Below are 16,859 nucleotides of genomic sequence, written 5' to 3' on the forward strand. Positions count from 1 at the left end.
ATATTAAATCAGCCAATTTACACCCAAACCAAATTATGCAAATTAAATCTATAGCCGAATACGAAGAAACCTACAGGCTCAGCGTAGAGCAGCCTGAACAGTTCTGGGCAGGCATAGCCGACAACTTCCTGTGGAAAAAGAAATGGGACAATGTATTGTCCTGGAATTTTAGTGAGCCAAAAATTAAATGGTTTGAAGGTGCCAAACTGAATATTACAGAAAATTGTCTGGACAGACATCTGGAGAAGAACGGAGATAAACCAGCTATAATCTGGGAATCGAATGATCCTGAAAAACCAAGTGTAACGCTGACTTACCGTATTCTGCATGAACAAGTCTGCAGGTTTGCGAACGTGCTAAAGAAAAATGGGGTTAAAAAAGGAGACCGGATCTGCATTTACATGCCGATGGTACCTGAACTCGCTGTAGCCGTTTTGGCCTGTGCGCGAATTGGAGCTGTTCATTCAGTAATTTTCGGTGGTTTTTCTGCCAAATCCATAGCAGACCGGATTAATGATTCTGCCTGCAAACTGGTTATTACCGCTGACGGATCTTTCCGGGGTGCAAAACAGATTCAGTTGAAAGAAGTAATTGATGATGCACTGATTGCTTGTCCAACCGTAGAAAAAGTTATTGTTTTAACGCATACACGTACGCCGGTTTCCATGCTGAAAGGTAGGGACCTGTGGTTCGAAGATGAAATAAAACTGGTGGACACACACTGTCCGGCAGAAGAAATGGATGCAGAAGATATGTTATTTATCTTGTATACCTCCGGTTCAACTGGTAAGCCTAAAGGCGTTGTGCATACCGTTGGCGGATATATGGTGTATGCGGGTTATACCTTCAGTAATGCTTTTAATTATCAGCCGGACGAAGTGTTCTTCTGTACCGCAGATATTGGCTGGATTACTGGTCATTCCTATATAGTTTATGGTCCGCTTTCACAAGGAGCAACTACTTTAATGTTCGAAGGCGTACCAACCTATCCGACGCCATCCCGTCTTTGGGAGGTAGTGGATAAACACAAAGTTAATATACTGTATACAGCGCCCACCGCGATTCGCTCATTAATGAGTTTTGGTAAAGAACCGGTGGAAGGTGCAGATCTCAGCAGTCTGCGTGTGCTGGGATCAGTAGGTGAGCCGATTAATGAAGAGGCCTGGCATTGGTTCGATCAAGAAGTTGGTCACGGTAACTGTCCGATTGTAGATACCTGGTGGCAGACCGAAACAGGTGGGCTGATGATCTCTCCAATAGCTTTTGTGACACCATTAAAGCCCGCTTGTGCAACCTTACCATTACCCGGCGTTCAACCTGTGCTCGTCGATGAGAACGGAGCTGTTATCGAAGGAAATGGCGTAAGCGGTAATTTGTGTATTAAGTTTCCATGGCCGGGAATGCTCCGTACAACCTACGGAGATCATGAGCGTTGTAAACAGACCTATTTTTCTACTTATCCGGATCTGTATTTTACAGGAGACGGTTGTATGCGCGATGAAGATGGTTATTATAAAATTACAGGCCGCGTAGACGATGTAATTAATGTTTCCGGACACCGCATTGGAACCGCAGAAGTAGAAAATGCCATTAATATGCATGCCGGTGTGGTAGAAAGCGCAGTTGTAGGCTTCCCGCACGAGGTAAAAGGCCAGGGCATTTATGCATTTGTCATTTACCCGAACCTGCATACCGAAGCAGAACTGAGTAAAAAAGATATTCTGCAGACCGTAACCCGGGTTATTGGAGCGATCGCTAAACCAGATAAAATTCTTTTCGTACCTGGCCTTCCTAAGACCAGATCAGGTAAAATTATGAGAAGGATCCTGCGGAAAATTGCAGAGGGCGATTATACTAATCTGGGAGATACCAGCACGCTGCAGGATCCTGCAGTAGTTGATGAAATTATTGAGAAAGCGAAAAACCAGTAATCACTTAAAATTAAAAGGGCCTTTTTGCATTTGCAAAAAGGCCCTTTTGTTTAATTATCAGAACCTTTATTAGAGATACTGGCATTGATCTTTTCATTGGGGTCTTTCCCGAAATGAGTACTATACCAACTCTTAAGTTCTTCGGTACTCAGACGTTCTTCTTTATTAACTCCTTTAATTAAAATCTTGGTCGAAGAGGTTGCATCCATACCATTTCTCGCCTGATATAAGGCATAGTCAACGACAAGTTTATCAGATGGCAAGGGACCCTTGAAGCCCAGGATATGTCCGTCTTTACTCACAATTTGTGGTGACGTAGAAATACTGTATAACTCACGGAACGCTGCATTTGCCGGGTCTTCCGCTAAACGAAAAGCTTTTACATTCTTTTGCTGTAATCCGTGGATAAGCTTCCAGTCCTCATCCTTATTTCCAGTATACAGATTAATGAAAACAACATCCTCATATTTTGCAAAGCGGTCTTTTAATCCTTTATAAAGGAGGTCCTTGTCATCGGGAGGGAGTAGAATAGGGGATTTCCAGGTATAGAGATACACTGTTTTGCCAGTATATAGCTGTTCAAAGGAAGCCGTTTTCCCAAGGGTGTCCACTAATTTCAGCTGATTGATCTGGAGATCAACATGGTCATCATAGCCCTTCGCAGCAGATTTGGCAATTGTCTTCACCATCATCGTGCAGGAAGCAGACAAGATCAGGGGCAGCAATAAAAGCAGTAGTAAATTTTTTTCATCAGCATGTTCATTTGATTTATCGTTAGCGGTAATTTATCCGGTAGCTATATTTATAGCTGTCCGTTTAGATTTTAGACGAATTAATAATCCGAAAGGTAACATTCCAAACTTTTTTTAATTAGCGTTGTTCTTTTGTCAGTTCAATTTAGAAACAAAAAACAAATACCATGGACAAATTAGAATTAAAAGGAAAATGGAACGAGTTAAAAGGTAAAGTTAAACAAGCTTACGGCGACTTAACCGATGACGATCTTAAATACGAAGAAGGAAAAGATGATGAACTGTATGGAAGATTACAGCAGAAGACCGGAAAAACCCGCGATGAGCTGGTAGACTGGATTAAGTCACTGTAATTACCATATAATTAAACGTAGCAGGCTATATTCCGAAAGGAGTATAGCCTTTTTTATTGGGATGTTATACGGTATCTCAAGGAATAATGACGTTTCCCATCGGGTCGACCTCGGGTCAAGTTCGGGTTGGACTCACCTTATCTTCGGGTTCCATGCGAACAATACCAACAGATGGCCCGAATAAAACCAAAGCATCAATAGTATGGGCTTGCAGCAGTTTAAATTTTGTTAAAATAAATTCAGACGTCGCTAAGCTATTCATCAGAGATCTTCAAATATCATTAAATGGATCAAGGATGGGTTGGAGATATGTCTTAGCCTTAAGGATTCAATATAAAAAAATCCCGTTATCTTATAAAAAGATAACGGGATTTCGTTGGCAGCACCCAAATCAGATGCCCTTAATGGGGCCGGTTAATAACCGAAAATCTGCTCCAGGCTTAAGGTGTTCAGTTTCCCGAATTTCTCCATGTCAGCAGTTTTAACATTTTTATTGGACGCTACTATGCAATAGCTGAATGGCTTATTAGATACTTTATTATCATGGAAAGATTTGATATCGCTGAATTTTAAAGGTTTGATTCCATTAAATTCTGCGATCCTTGAATCTTGTTCCAGACCTAGTCTTTTGTCTGCATAATAATGGTTAATAATATCAAATTTGGTCACACGTGATGTTTCCAGTGCATTCAATGAATTTGATTTAGAAGACTCGAAATTCTTTTCAGATTCCGGCAATACATTCAGTAGTTCGTTCATACCGGCCACCGCCTCATTCATTTTATCGGCTTGTGTACCCACATAAGCAATCATAGAGTTGTCTTTCCCTGCTTTGTCAGGAGTAGAGTAGAATGCGTAGGTAGAGTAAGCCAGCGCTTTTGATTCACGGATAGTCTGGAAAACAATTGAACCCATACCGCCACCAAAATAACTGTTGAACAGGTTTATTTTCGCTGCATCAGCAGCATTGAATACGCCGTCATTTCTTAACCAGCGAATTTCGGCCTGCACCATGTCATAATCAGCGAAATAGACCTGATTATCTGCAGTTTGCATAAAGTTGAATTTCTGTGCAGCCGGAGCTTCCATAAAAGAAGCTGGAAGAATATGGATTTTCGCAATGTCACCAGTAAATGCCTGCAGCGTCTGTGGACCGTAGTAATTGATACTATGTTTCAGGTTATTTATATTATGCAGGATCTCCAGTAATTCAGCCGAAGTCATCTGTTCAACCTCTGCATTGGTGAGCGCATAATTGAACGGATTTTGTGCACCATATTGTGCGTAACTCATTAGACCAGATAAAATAGCAGCTTTATTCAGCTTATTATTTTCCCTTGATTTCAGGACGCTGCTTTTCATTTCTTTTAGTGCTTGCTCGTCTGGCTTACAATTTGCAAAAACATGCTCAACCAATTTTACCGCCTGGTCGAAGTTTTCCTGCAGACCGGAAATTCTAATCGTAGTTACGTCGTTGTTTACCGTAAATGAATAGCTGCAGGCAATATTATAGAACTGCTTGCTGATCTCTTCAGCTGAGTATTTATCTGTACCCAGAAAAGTCAGGTACCTTGCCGCGTAAGGAGCCAGCTTAGAATTCCATGAACCCAAATCATAACGGTAAGTCAAATTAAAAATACTGTTCTCTTTGTTTTCAACGGTAACCACATCGGCTATGCCTACTTTACCAAAGTTCAAATCTTTCTGGTAATCCAGGAATTTAGCTTCGATAGGTTTCGTTGTACGGGCAAGTAATTGCTGCGTGAAGGGAGAGGTTTCGTTCGTATTAGTCTTCACAGGTGTGATAACCGGTTTGTCGACTTTTGCAATGTTTTTGTCCTCGCCTTTATGTTTCAGAATAACTACATAATCGTTGCCAAAGAATTTATTTGCAAAATCTACAATTTCCTTTTTACTTACTTTAGCCATGGCATCCGGAGAATTCAGGGATTGATTCCATTTGGTACCGCGGTTCATGATAAACTCGTTGGTAATCGCCTCTACACGGAAACCATTATTATCAAAGTTTTCCAGTAAGCTAAGCTTGCTGTTGGCTACAGTCGCTTTAATCAAGCTCTCATCAAAAGAGCCTTTTTTTAATAAAGCCAGCTGGTCCAGCACCAGTTGTTTCGCTTCATCCAGTGACTGTCCCTGTTTAGGAGTAGCCAGCATAATGAATGTACCGTAATCCTTCATTTGCTGATAGCCAGCTGCTGCATTTAATACTTTTTGTGCCTTATTCAGGTTAATGTCCATTAAACCTGCTTTACCATTGGACAGGATGCTAGAAATTAAATCCAGCAGCATACTTTCTTTTGTGTTTTCCGCAAAACCACGATAACCGATCCTTACAACCTCTGCGCTTGGGCCATAGATGTCTGCAACCTGTACTTTAGTTAAAGGTTTCTCCGGTGCAGGCTGATAAAGTTCCAGTGGTTTCGCTTTCATATAACTAAAAGCAATGTCGACCTTTTTAATCATTTCATCTGCCTTGAAATCGCCGGACATTACAACGGCCATATTATTTGGTACATAATATTTGTTGTAGTATTTTCTGATTTCAACAAGAGATGGGTTTTTCAGGTGCTCAATAGTACCTATGGTTGTTTGCTGACCGTAATTGTGGGTTGGATAAAGTAAGTCGTTCAGCTTCTCGCTGATCTTCCAGGCATCATTATCCAGGCCCCTGTTTTTTTCTTCATAAACAGCTTCCAGTTCGGTATGGAAAATACGGAAGACAGGACTGCGGAAACGCTCTGCCTGCAATGCCAGAAACTTATCAGTTGCATTACTAGGGAAATCTTCATTGTACACGGTCTCTTCATACCAGGTATGCGCATTGGTAGACTGTCCGCCGATAGATTTCATCATTTTATCGTATTCGTTAGCGATAGAATAATTTGATGCTTCTCCAGATGTTTTGTTAATTTCAGCATAGATCTCCTTACGTTTTGCCGGGTCTGTAGTAGCGTGGTATTTTTCGTAAAGAGCTTCAATTTTGTCCAGCAGTGGCTTCTCCTTCGCGTAGTTCATTGTACCGAAACGATCTGTTCCTTTAAACAGTAAATGTTCCAGGTAATGGGCAAGTCCGGTTGCATTGCGTGGGTCTGTATTACTCCCTGCACGTACGGCCATGCGGTATTCGACATTTGGTTCTTTAGCATTTTCGGACAAAATAACCGACAGACCATTTTTTAACGTGTAGAAACGTGCTTTGGTTGGGTCATTAGTTACATATTTATAGCTGTAACCACCTGAAGTTGCAGTTTTCCACTGAAACTCGGTTTGTGCCATCAGCCCCGTCCCGGTAAGGAGGAAGCAGGATAGCATGATGAATTTAGATTTCATGAGCATTTTTTATAGTAAGGAGATTTTCTGATTGAGCGTCTTTTTTAATGCTATTGACAGCATTCTATGCATCAAATATACTTTTGTAAAACGAAATTTTCACAGAATGAGATGATATTCTTGTACTTTTACGATCAGGGATTGGCTAAATATCTATAGTCCCTGCGCTCAGCATAAAATTATCGCATAAAATAATATATACATGAAAAAGCAGTCAAACAGACCTCAGATTCTGGTAGTTAATGATGATGGAGTTACAGCACCCGGAATTAAAAATCTGATCGATGCTGTAAAGGAATTGGGAGACGTTGTCGTTGTTGCTCCTGACGGCCCGCAATCTGGCATGGGACATGCCATTACAATAGGTAAGCCATTGAGATTTGACCGCGTGAATCTTTATGAAGGCGTAGAAATGTACAAGTGCTCGGGAACACCCGTAGATTGCGTTAAACTAGCAGTAAATAAAATTTTTAAAGGTAAAAAACCAGATCTGTGTGTTTCCGGAATTAACCACGGACTAAACAACTCAATCAATGTAATCTATTCAGGAACAATGTCTGCTGCAGTAGAGGGAGCAATTGAGGGGATTCCTTCAATCGGGTTTTCGCTGGATGATTTTACCGAATCAGCAGATTTCAGTCATTGCCTGAAGTTTGTGACCAAAATCAGTGCAGAGGTGCTGGAACATGGTTTGCCGCAGGCAACTTTACTCAATGTGAATTTTCCGAACGGCGCAGATCTGAAAGGAATTAAAATTTGCCGTCAGGCCAATGCAAAATGGGCCGAAGAATTCGATGAACGCAAAGATCCACATGGCCGCCCTTACTACTGGCTTACCGGTGTTTTTCAGAATAATGATAAAGGAGAAGATACAGATGTCTGGGCATTGGAACACGGTTATGTATCCGTTGTGCCGGTTCAGTTCGACCTGACTGCCCACCACGCTATCCCTTTGTTAAATTCCTGGGATTTTAATGCTTAAAATCTGTTTGATAAGATGATGACCTTAAAAATAATGAGCCGATGAAATATTATCTTGTGGCTGGAGAAGCTTCGGGAGACCTGCATGGTGCAAACCTGATGAAAGCAGTCAAAGCGCTGGATCCTGAAGCGGACTTCCGTTATTTCGGCGGGGACAAAATGAAGGCAGAAGGTGGAATGCTGGTGAAGCATTATGCAGACATGGCTTTTATGGGCTTTACTGAAGTGGTATTAAATCTCCGGACCATCTTAAGGAACATGAAAACATGCAAAGAAGACATCCTTAAAACCCGTCCTGATGTACTGATCCTGATAGATTTCCCTGGCTTTAATCTTAAAATTGCTGAATTTGCAAAAGCGCAGGGCATAAAAGTCTGTTATTATATATCACCAAAGGTCTGGGCATGGAATCAAAAAAGAGTGCTTAAGATTAAAAAAGTCGTCGACCAGCTATATTGCATTTTGCCTTTTGAGGTGGAATTTTATAAAAGCTGGGGGATGGACGTACATTATGTTGGTAATCCACTATTGGACGAGAAGGAGGCTTATATCCCTGATCCTGGATTTGCGGCAGCTTATGGTTTTGGCAATCAGCAACTGGTCGCCTTATTGCCCGGAAGCAGGAAGCAGGAGATTGAACGTCTGCTGCCAGCTATGTTGAGTATTACTGACCGTTTTCCTGATCAGCAGTTCGCTATAGCGGCGGCGCCAGGTTTTCAGGTAGACTATTATGCACAATTTACCGCGGGCAAAAATGTATCGCTGGTCTTTGGCAAAACTTATGATTTGCTTCATCATGCCCATACGGCATTGGTTGCCTCCGGCACCGCGACTTTAGAAACTGCTTTATTTCGTGTGCCACAGGTTGTTTTATACAAAGGTGGCAGGATTTCAATTGCCATAGCTAGAATGCTGGTGAAGATCCGGTTTATATCCCTGGTTAATTTGATTATGGATCGTAAAGTAGTCACCGAGCTGATTCAGGAAGATTGTAATTCTAAAAATATAGAGTCTGAATTAAGGGGGCTGATTGAAGGGCCTGTCAGGATAAAGATGGAAGAAGAGTATGCTGAACTTGCTGAAAAGATGGGTGAGGCGGGAGCTTCTGCCCGTACTGCAGATTTAATTCTGGATTATCTTAAAAATGCAGTCCCCAAGCAGCAGGGAAATTAATTTAAATTCCAGCAGTCAAAAAAAAACACGAAGGTTAAACCTTCGTGTTTTTTTTATCTAATATTCTGTTGATTCTAATGAGTACATCGTCCAGATCAAATGGTTTGCTGATATAATCATCTGCACATGCCTGAGTGCTCATCTGCTTGCTTCTGGGATTTGCAGACATGACGATCACCGGAATATGTTTGGTGAAAATGTCATTTTTGAGGTCATCGCAAATTTCGATACCGTTTCCGTCAGGCAGCATTACATCTATGATAAATAAATCGGGTATGCCGTCTCTGATTTTGCTTTTCAACTCGCTTAAAGAGGAGGATTGTGTTAATTCATATCCTTCATCCTTTAATAAGTATTCAATGATATACCTGATATCACTGTCGTCCTCGAGAACATGTATCCTTTTTACCATAATCAAGAAATTAGCAGATTTTTGAATCAGAAAACAATCAAAAACTGTTCCAGTTTAAGGTAAGGCATTAATTTATCGCCCTTCGCTTATTCTTCTTCTCAAAATATATGATGTGCTGCAATTTTTAGGCTGCATCAATCGCTTCACGAAGTGCTTTTGCAGCAGCAGCCGGGTCTTCAGCGCCATAAATTGCTGCGCCTGCAACCGCTACGATAGCGCCAGCTCTAATTACATCGGCAACATTTGTGATGTTCACACCGCCAGCTACCGATACTGGTACACCTGCTCTTGAAGCTTCATCAATTAAAACCTGGATAGAATATCCTGGAGTCCACTGCTCGTCAAGACCTGCATGTAATTCTACGAATTCTGCACCAAGCTCAATAACCTCTTTAGCACGTTGTACGCGGTCTGCAACGCCGATAGTATCTACTACTACACCTTTACCATGTGCTTTTCCAGCTTTGATGGCTCCCGCAATGGTTGCGTTTCCTGCTGCGCCTAAGACGGTAACTAAGTCTGCACCAGCTTTAAATGCGATATCTGCTTCCAGTTCGCCGGCATCCATTGTTTTTAAATCTGCAAAAACCAATTTATCAGGATGTGCCTGCTTCATTGCTGTTACTACGGCAATTCCTTCATTTTTAATAAGGGGAGTACCTAATTCAATAATGTCAATATAAGGAGCGATTTTAGCTGCTAAAGCTAATGCATCCTGAGTGGTTAATAAATCAATTGCTACTTGTAATTTTGCCATGATAGATATATTTATTTTTTATTTATTCAAGATTTGCGTGCCTGGTCCAGAGCGTTTCTGCAGGACTGTATTCCATTGCCCAGAGGGTCTGAAATATGGCATCGGTGAGTAATAACAGTCCCTGTTCATAAAGGCTGCCGGCATATTGCTGTGACATTGTTTTGCCGTGATCCTGTTTTTGGGCGGCTGGCAGGATACAAACCAGTTCTGCCAATGCAGCAAGAGGTGAGTCTGCTGTTACACTCAGGGCAACTACTTTTGCTCCGGCATTAACTGCTTTCTGCGCTGCATTTACGATACTTGTTGTTGTACCGGATCCTGAAGCTGCCAGTAAGAGGTCTCCTTTACGGATAGCAGGTGTAGTTGTTTCTCCCGCGACATATACCTGGAAACCAAAATGCATGAGCCGCATTGCTGCTGCTTTCATTGATAATCCGGAACGACCCGCTCCAGCCACAAAGATCCGTTCAGCTGTCATCAGTTCGGGGATTAGCTTGGCAATCTGTCCATAATCTAATTTAGCAGCCAGCTGTAATTGCTCTGAAAGAATCATATTCAGATTTTTTTTCAACTGTTCTGTCTGTTTTAAAAAAGGCATTTCTGCCGGCTGAATAGAATCGTCCTGATTTGCTTTTGTGTCCATATATTGTAATTCAACTGCGTCAAAGATAGGGTGGACAGCAGATGAAGGTGTTAGACTATATGCCCATTGTGTTGGACTAATTGGAAATAATTATGAATTAAAATCATGGAAATGACATAAAAAAAGATCAATTAGCTATTAGTACACGCATATTTCCTGATTGTCCTACTGCTGCAGTTTGGTATCTTTATCTTTGATCTAAGAATCTATGGAGAAAATTAATGGCTTAGGATTAGAAAAATCACTGATCTATATCAGGAATCTGGAGAATTGCCCGCCGGCATATCTGAATGATCCCTGGAGAAAGGATTTTTTTGAAATTGTATGGCTGCAGCAGGAGTATCCGCTGCATACTGTTTTAGAAGGAGAACCAGCCGAGCTCGGTGATTGGATTTATCTGATACCGCCATATCGTGTTCATCAGCTAAAAAAAGCAGGTAAAAATGGAATCTTGCTTTCCTTTAAACGTGATTTTATCGATGATGAGGATAAGGAGTTTTACCTGGATCTTTTTAAGATTTTCAATATACAGGGAGAATTTTCTTTTCTTCCGCTCGCGCCGGATAATGTAGCTGAATTACGGCCTGTGTATGATTTACTGGCTGCGGAGTACGAAAGTAAACCTGCTGCCGACCAGATTATCAAAGCCTTACTACGCGTATTTCTACTTAAACTGATCAGGGTAAAAGAACATGTTTTCACTGCTCAAAACCTGAATCAGAAAAGGGTTTATCAATTTATGCTCTTGCTTGAAGAGAATTATGAGCAGGAAAGAAATGCTGAGTTTTATGCAGATCGGATTGGAATTAGCACGAAAAGGCTCAATCAGATTTTAAAAGAGAAGCTTGACAAAACTGCCATGCAGTTAATTCATGACCGTATTATTCTGGAAGCAAAAAGAAAGATTATCCATAGTGAACATAGTCTAAAGGAAATCGCTTATCTGCTGGGGTTTAGTGACCGCCCTTATTTTAGCCGTTTTTTTAAAAAACAAACAGGCTTTTCTCCGGAAGACTTTAAAAAGCAGTCATTACCCGCTCCAGAACAAGTTTAGACGGTTACGCAAGATGATATTCGATCCGTTTGATCAATTCTTCCAGATCAAATGGTTTGCCGATAAAATCATCTGCAAATGCCTGTTTACTTGCTTCTTCAGCAGTGGCATGGGCCGAAATGATAATTACAGGAATATGGCGGGTTTCGATACTTTGTTTAAGCTGTCTGCATAATTGCAAGCCGTTGCCATCTGGTAATCTGACATCCATTACAATAAGATCAGGGAGGGAATTAAACAGGTTAATCTTAAACTCCTTTGCATTTGAAGCTACATTAACTTCATATTCCGATTCCTGGAGGATAAATTCTATCACGTCTCTAATATCTTCGTCGTCCTCTATGATCTGTATGAGTTTTTGCATGGATTAGTTGTTTCTTTACCCTAAACACCTGAAAGTGTATTTTGTGTTAGGCTTTTGTTAAATACAGGTAGGAAATTTGATTAACAAAGATTTAGTCCTTGTTTTCCTGATATACGGGAAGGCTGATATAAAAAGTAGAGCCTTTACCTTTCTCGCTATTAACCCAGATGCCACCATTGTGACTTTTCATAATGCCGGCGCAGATGTATAGACCAATGCCAAATCCAGAAGCATTAATCGCTTTTTCATCTGCTGCCCGGTAGAATCTTTCAAAGATGCTTTTCTGATTTTTTGGATCAATACCTATACCATTATCTTTTACTGCGACGATGGCTTCATCACCACTGATCCAGGAAGAAACTTCAATATTTTTGGTGAGCGGTGAATATTTAATAGCATTACTGATTAAATTTTCGACAACCTGCCCCATTCTCACTTTGTCGCCGAAAATTGGCGCAGAAATGCCGGCGTTAAAAGTAATATGATGACTTGAAGTATGTAATTGAAAATCTGCGGTTAGTTCGCGAATCAGATCGTCGATCATAAAAGGATTCATATTGAGATCGAGATGGCCGGATTCAATTCTGGAAATATCCATGAAACTGTAAATCAACCTGGTCATCTTATTTACCTGATGCTCTGCTCTGGACGCCAGATCTTTCACTGTGTTCATATCATTGCCGCTTCTACCGGATTTCAGCAGTTGAATATAAGCTTTAACAGAAGTAAGCGGCGTTTTTAACTCATGACTGGCCAGCGCAATAAAATCATTCTTTTGAAGCTGTTCCATTTTGCGGTCTGTAATATCAATGCAGGTGCCAAGGATACGTACAGGTTTGTCATTCTCATCCCGTAGTAAACGTCCGTTGGTATTAATCCAGTGTTCGGACTGGTCTTCCCTGCAGATTCTTACTTCTGCATGGAAATTTCCAGAAATTAACGCATGATCATAAGCTTCTTCTAATGCTTTCTGGTCATCGGGATGAATCATGGCTATAAGTTCCGAAAGGTCGATTATTGCATTGCGCGGAAAACCGCAGATCTCCATTAGTGTTGGCGTGTAGATAATGGCTTTGCTGATCAGATCGATATCCCAGCTGCCGATGCCAGTCGCTTCAGTTGCCAATCGCAGTCTTTCTTCTGTATTCAGAATATCGGAGGTTCTGGTTTGTGAGATCGTATTCTGATCACCCTGAAGTTTCTGCAAGGCAAGCACCTTTTCCGTAGTCTCAAAACAAGTAATGAATACGCCCCGCTGATTTCCCAGCAGATCAGTTAGTACAGAAGAATTAAACGTCCAGAAGGCATCCTCAAAATGGTTATTTCTATATAAGGGCAGCGGGTGATCCTGTATGTTTGCTGCCGCAATACCTGTTTGTGCGTCTGGTAAAAGCAGCTGTGAAGAAGGCCAGGTGGCAAGCCAGAAAGAATCTGCAGGCTGACCGATGGCGATTGGATGATTACCGGCGAAACCAAGGCTGGGTCTGAAAGCTTCGTTATAAAAGATGTATCGCTCAGCTCCCCATAATAACAGGGTCGGGAGGGTGTTGTTTAGCAACAAACTTATTGTCGTTGTCAAACTTTCCGGCCATTTGTTGAAATGGCCGAGCGGGTGTTCACTCCAGTTATTCGTTCGGATATATGCACCGCATTTAACTTCCGGCGTATAATTCATCTTTTCTTTCGTCACGTATTTTTTTTCTTCCATTTCACGGTGTTGAATTACAGCTGGTTTATCAAAAAATCATTAATAATATAGGCTAATGTTTACAGATATATGTTGTAACCCAGAACAGGTTAGAATAGTTTGGGAAGAATGAGGATTAATAGGAATTTTTTATTCACGTTGCAACTTGTATAATTTTCAGGTCTGCATTAATCATATATTACAGCTAAATTATATGAACTTAAATTCCTTCATGAAATTATATTTCCTGCTTCCTTTAGTTACATTTTGCTGTGTTTGTTCTCTTGTGTCCAGCGCGCAAGACGTAACAGAAACCACCAGGTTTACCAGAGCGGATACGCTTCGGGGAACATTAACACCTTTGCGTACTTGTTACGATGTTAAATTCTATCACCTTGATGTGAAGTTTGATCTTGCAGACCGTTTTATAAGCGGAAGTAACCGTTTTAAGTTTGCTGCAGTATCGGATTTCAACCGTTTACAATTTGATCTTTTTGAAAATCTGCATGTTGACAGCGTCGTTTACAGATCGGGCAAACTTCCTTTTAAACGGGAAGCCAATGCGGTATTTGTATCATTCCCGGAAAATATTAAGAAAGGTAGCAGCGATGAGTTTACTGTTTTTTACTCGGGGCATCCTACTGTAACAAAACGTGCTCCGCGCGATGGGGGTGTAGTATTTTCTACTGATGCTGCGGGTAAACCATTTGTGGCGACGGCATGTGAGGGTACCGGCGCAAGTATCTGGTGGCCAAATAAAGATCACTTATCCGATGAGGTAGATAGTATGCTGATTAGCATTAGCGTTCCGACCGGGCTAAAAAATGTCTCGAACGGCCGGCTTCAGCAAATAACAGATTTAAAAAACGGATATACACGTTTCGACTGGTACGTAGCTAATCCAATTAATAATTATAATGTGGCGGCCAATATCGGCGATTACACACATTTCAGTGATACCTATAAAGGCGAAGGCGGCCTTTTAAATCTGGATTACTGGGTGCTCCCCGAAAATAAAGAAAAGGCTGTTCCTCAGTTTAAAAAGAGCGTTCCACAAATGCTGGCCGCTTTTGAATATTGGTTTGGTCGCTATCCTTTTTATAAGGACGGTTATAAACTGGTTGATGCGCCGTACCCGGCAATGGAACATCAGGGTGCTATTGGTTATGGCGGATTCTTGAAAGGATTTCCACCAAATGAGATGCATGCTGTCGGCAGGAAAGAAGTCTGGGACTTTATCATTGTGCATGAGAGCGCACATGAGTGGTTTGGCAACAATATCACGGCCAAGGACCTTGCCGACCTCTGGATCCACGAGTCTTTCGGGACCTATGCAGAATCTTTATTTATCGAATATCTGTATGGTAAGCAGGCAGGGCAGGATTATGTTGCACAGAACAGAGCGCATATCAAAAATGAGTCTGCAATCGTAGCTCCATATCATATGAACAAAATGGGATCGGGAGAAATGTATGGCAAGGGGTCTGTACTGTTAAATATGGTGAGAATAATTATCAATGATGATGTGAAGTGGCGCAAGATCTTACGCGGACTAAATGCACAATTCCGGCACCAAACGGTGACCTATGCTGATATTGTAAATTATATTTCTTTGCAGTCCGGCGAAAAGCTAAATACGATCTTTGACCAGTACCTACGCTTTAAAGATATCCCGAAACTGGAGCTTTCTACAGTTAAAGGTGAGCTGAACTGTCGTTGGATAGCTGATGTGAAAGATTTCAACATGCCAATACGTCTGAAACTCAAGGATGCGGAATATCAATGGATTTATCCTTCCTCAAAATTCAAACCCCTGGGTATCTCAGGCGCTACCAAAGATAATGTAGAAATTGATACAGCTAATTTCCTTGTGAAAGTTGAAGTTAGGTAGACCGGCCGTCGATTACAGTTTCAAAATGTTCGACCACAGGAAAGGGGTCGTAGTAATGATGCAGCAGCGCTTTCCAGGATTTGTAAGCTTCGGATTCCCTGAACCCAACGGTATGGTCTTCCAGATTCTCCCACTCGACGAGTAAAACGTATTTATTATCCTGCTCGATGCACCGCTGCAAACTGTGGCGGATATAGCCGGAGATTGAACTAATATATTGACCGGCAGTTTTAAAATCAGCTTCAAATAGTTCTTTCTGACCGTTCTTTACATAAAGAATTGCTACTTCTAAAATCATTTTGGGTAAATTGGGTTAGGAAGCAAGATAGGAGAAATGTTGTTATAGGTGGGAAATTAGCAGATAATTAATTATTCAGTAGTATGATCAAATCAATTCAAAATTCGGAACACTATAAATGGGGTGAAAATTGTGATGGCTGGCACCTGTTAAAATCAGATAGCTTAAGTGTTATTCAGGAGAAGATGCCCCCTGGTACGGCAGAGCGGATCCATATTCATACCCAAGCACAGCAATTATTTTTTATTTTATCAGGAACTGCAACCTTTAAAATTAAAGATGAGTTACTCACCGTAAATTCAGGAGAAAGTATGCATATTCCAAAAGGAACAGTACATTCCATTGCTAATCATGGGGTTAATGAATTAGAGTTCCTGGTTATTTCTGAGCCGAAATCCCATGGAGACAGAACGGACCTATAATCCGCTTAGAAGGATCCTGAGGTCTGTTAATATTTATTTGCATTCCTCAAACTAATTGCTATTTTTGCCATCCACAAGCCACGAGGGGGATTAGCTCAGCTGGCTAGAGCGCTTGCCTGGCAGGCAAGAGGTCAGCGGTTCGACTCCGCTATTCTCCACACCTTAAAAAGCCTTTCAGTTAGTTCTGGAAGGTTTTTTTGTTTTGAGGGGAATTTTTCTGGTTTTCATACTGTGCGTAAATGAAATTCATTCTGTCGAAGAATCTAATTACATTGCGTCTGCAGGCAAATTATAGGATTAAATAATGATGGATGGAGTCCTATAAAGAAGTTTAGTCATCCATTTATTTCGAATGTTTTAATGTATTTGAGCTTTCTTCTTTTACGTTTGTAACGCTGCCCTAAGACGCAATCCACTCTTCAAGGGAATCAAAAATGGACAATAAGGACTTGCCCTTAGCGGTAAGTTCATAGTCTACTCTAACGGGCACTTCAGGAACAATAGTTTTAGAGATCAGTCCATTCTGTTCCAGGTCCTTAAGCTGCCGGCCCAATATTTGGTCAGAAATAGGGCTGAGTATGTTCTTGAGCAGACTAAACCGATTTTGACCTTCATGTATATATATAATAATCAATGCTTTCCATCTGCCAGAAATCAAATCAATAGCTTCATTTACGCTGCAGGACCTGTGGAGAAACTCTTTGTTAAGTGCGTTGGATGAATTAGATTTTTTCATTGGTACTTCTATTTTTATGAGTAACTCACTTTAAAGTAGGTAGGGGCCAAACCGGGC

General features: G+C 41.2%; 16 protein-coding genes and 1 tRNA gene. 8 read left to right on the plus strand and 9 right to left on the minus strand.

The genetic code is table 11. The annotated features are described in order from the left end of the window. The first annotated feature begins 35 nt into the window (after positions 1–35). On the plus strand, positions 36–1,931 hold the full coding sequence (acs, locus tag BLR53_RS16565; RefSeq protein ID WP_074591312.1) for an acetate--CoA ligase: 1,896 nt from the start codon (positions 36–38) through the stop codon (positions 1,929–1,931). 50 nt (positions 1,932–1,981) lie between these two features. Here acs and BLR53_RS16570 read toward each other — a convergent pair whose 3' ends face one another. Further along, positions 1,982–2,623, minus strand: coding sequence for a hypothetical protein (locus BLR53_RS16570; RefSeq protein WP_074591314.1), 642 nt, complete (start codon positions 2,621–2,623; stop codon positions 1,982–1,984). A gap of 227 nt (positions 2,624–2,850) precedes the next feature. Here BLR53_RS16570 and BLR53_RS16575 point away from each other — a divergent pair, with 227 nt between their 5' ends. After that, a complete protein-coding gene (locus BLR53_RS16575; protein ID WP_037437646.1) occupies positions 2,851–3,036 on the plus strand; it encodes a CsbD family protein in 186 nt (61 codons plus the stop codon). A gap of 414 nt (positions 3,037–3,450) precedes the next feature. Here BLR53_RS16575 and BLR53_RS16580 read toward each other — a convergent pair whose 3' ends face one another. Beyond that, entirely contained in the window at positions 3,451–6,384 is a 2,934-nt protein-coding gene (locus BLR53_RS16580) for a M16 family metallopeptidase (protein ID WP_074591317.1), read from the minus strand. 202 nt (positions 6,385–6,586) lie between these two features. Here BLR53_RS16580 and surE point away from each other — a divergent pair, with 202 nt between their 5' ends. Both surE and lpxB read left to right on the plus strand, forming a co-directional pair. After that, complete coding sequence (gene surE, locus BLR53_RS16585; RefSeq protein ID WP_037437651.1) at positions 6,587–7,366, plus strand: 5'/3'-nucleotidase SurE; 780 nt, start codon at positions 6,587–6,589, stop codon at positions 7,364–7,366. 41 nt (positions 7,367–7,407) lie between these two features. Next, a complete protein-coding gene (gene lpxB / locus BLR53_RS16590) occupies positions 7,408–8,538 on the plus strand; it encodes a lipid-A-disaccharide synthase (protein WP_074591320.1) in 1,131 nt (376 codons plus the stop codon). 34 nt (positions 8,539–8,572) lie between these two features. On the opposite strand, the gene BLR53_RS16595 is transcribed toward lpxB, so the two are convergent. From BLR53_RS16595 to hxlB, 3 genes are all read right to left on the minus strand, one after another. Beyond that, on the minus strand, positions 8,573–8,950 hold the full coding sequence (locus tag BLR53_RS16595) for a response regulator transcription factor (RefSeq protein WP_074591323.1): 378 nt from the start codon (positions 8,948–8,950) through the stop codon (positions 8,573–8,575). 124 nt (positions 8,951–9,074) lie between these two features. Then, positions 9,075–9,707 (minus strand): 3-hexulose-6-phosphate synthase, encoded by a 633-nt coding sequence (gene hxlA, locus BLR53_RS16600; protein WP_037437655.1) that lies wholly within the window; start codon positions 9,705–9,707, stop codon positions 9,075–9,077. 22 nt (positions 9,708–9,729) lie between these two features. Further along, on the minus strand, positions 9,730–10,350 hold the full coding sequence (gene hxlB, locus BLR53_RS16605) for a 6-phospho-3-hexuloisomerase (protein WP_244889559.1): 621 nt from the start codon (positions 10,348–10,350) through the stop codon (positions 9,730–9,732). Positions 10,351–10,558: 208 nt separating this feature from the next. On the opposite strand from hxlB, the gene BLR53_RS16610 reads away from it, so the two are divergent. Further along, positions 10,559–11,404: a helix-turn-helix domain-containing protein gene (locus tag BLR53_RS16610; protein WP_074591326.1), complete on the plus strand. Its 846-nt coding sequence runs from the start codon at positions 10,559–10,561 to the stop codon at positions 11,402–11,404. 4 nt (positions 11,405–11,408) lie between these two features. Here BLR53_RS16610 and BLR53_RS16615 read toward each other — a convergent pair whose 3' ends face one another. Together BLR53_RS16615 and BLR53_RS16620 are read right to left on the minus strand one after the other, a co-directional pair. Beyond that, positions 11,409–11,768, minus strand: a complete 360-nt coding sequence (locus BLR53_RS16615; protein WP_037437657.1) for a response regulator transcription factor — start codon at positions 11,766–11,768, stop codon at positions 11,409–11,411. 91 nt (positions 11,769–11,859) lie between these two features. Next, a complete protein-coding gene (locus BLR53_RS16620) occupies positions 11,860–13,476 on the minus strand; it encodes a sensor histidine kinase (RefSeq protein WP_074591328.1) in 1,617 nt (538 codons plus the stop codon). 211 nt (positions 13,477–13,687) lie between these two features. Between BLR53_RS16620 and BLR53_RS16625 the strand changes: the two genes are divergently transcribed. Continuing rightward, positions 13,688–15,346 (plus strand): M1 family metallopeptidase, encoded by a 1,659-nt coding sequence (locus tag BLR53_RS16625; protein ID WP_074591372.1) that lies wholly within the window; start codon positions 13,688–13,690, stop codon positions 15,344–15,346. Here the strand turns inward: BLR53_RS16625 and BLR53_RS16630 are convergent. After that, a complete protein-coding gene (locus BLR53_RS16630; protein WP_074591331.1) occupies positions 15,339–15,644 on the minus strand; it encodes an antibiotic biosynthesis monooxygenase family protein in 306 nt (101 codons plus the stop codon). The genes BLR53_RS16625 and BLR53_RS16630 overlap by 8 nt on opposite strands. Positions 15,645–15,727: 83 nt before the next feature. On the opposite strand from BLR53_RS16630, the gene BLR53_RS16635 reads away from it, so the two are divergent. Further along, positions 15,728–16,066 carry a cupin domain-containing protein gene (locus BLR53_RS16635; RefSeq protein WP_074591332.1) on the plus strand — a complete coding sequence of 113 codons (339 nt, stop codon included), beginning with the start codon at positions 15,728–15,730 and terminating at the stop codon, positions 16,064–16,066. 84 nt (positions 16,067–16,150) lie between these two features. Then, positions 16,151–16,224, plus strand: a tRNA-Ala gene (locus BLR53_RS16640). Between the two features lie 242 nt (positions 16,225–16,466). On the opposite strand, the gene BLR53_RS16645 is transcribed toward BLR53_RS16640, so the two are convergent. Beyond that, a complete protein-coding gene (locus tag BLR53_RS16645) occupies positions 16,467–16,802 on the minus strand; it encodes a winged helix-turn-helix transcriptional regulator (RefSeq protein WP_074591333.1) in 336 nt (111 codons plus the stop codon). Positions 16,803–16,859 lie beyond the last annotated feature (57 nt).

The organism is Pedobacter antarcticus, assembly GCF_900103515.1.
GTDB lineage: Bacteria > Bacteroidota > Bacteroidia > Sphingobacteriales > Sphingobacteriaceae > Pedobacter > Pedobacter antarcticus.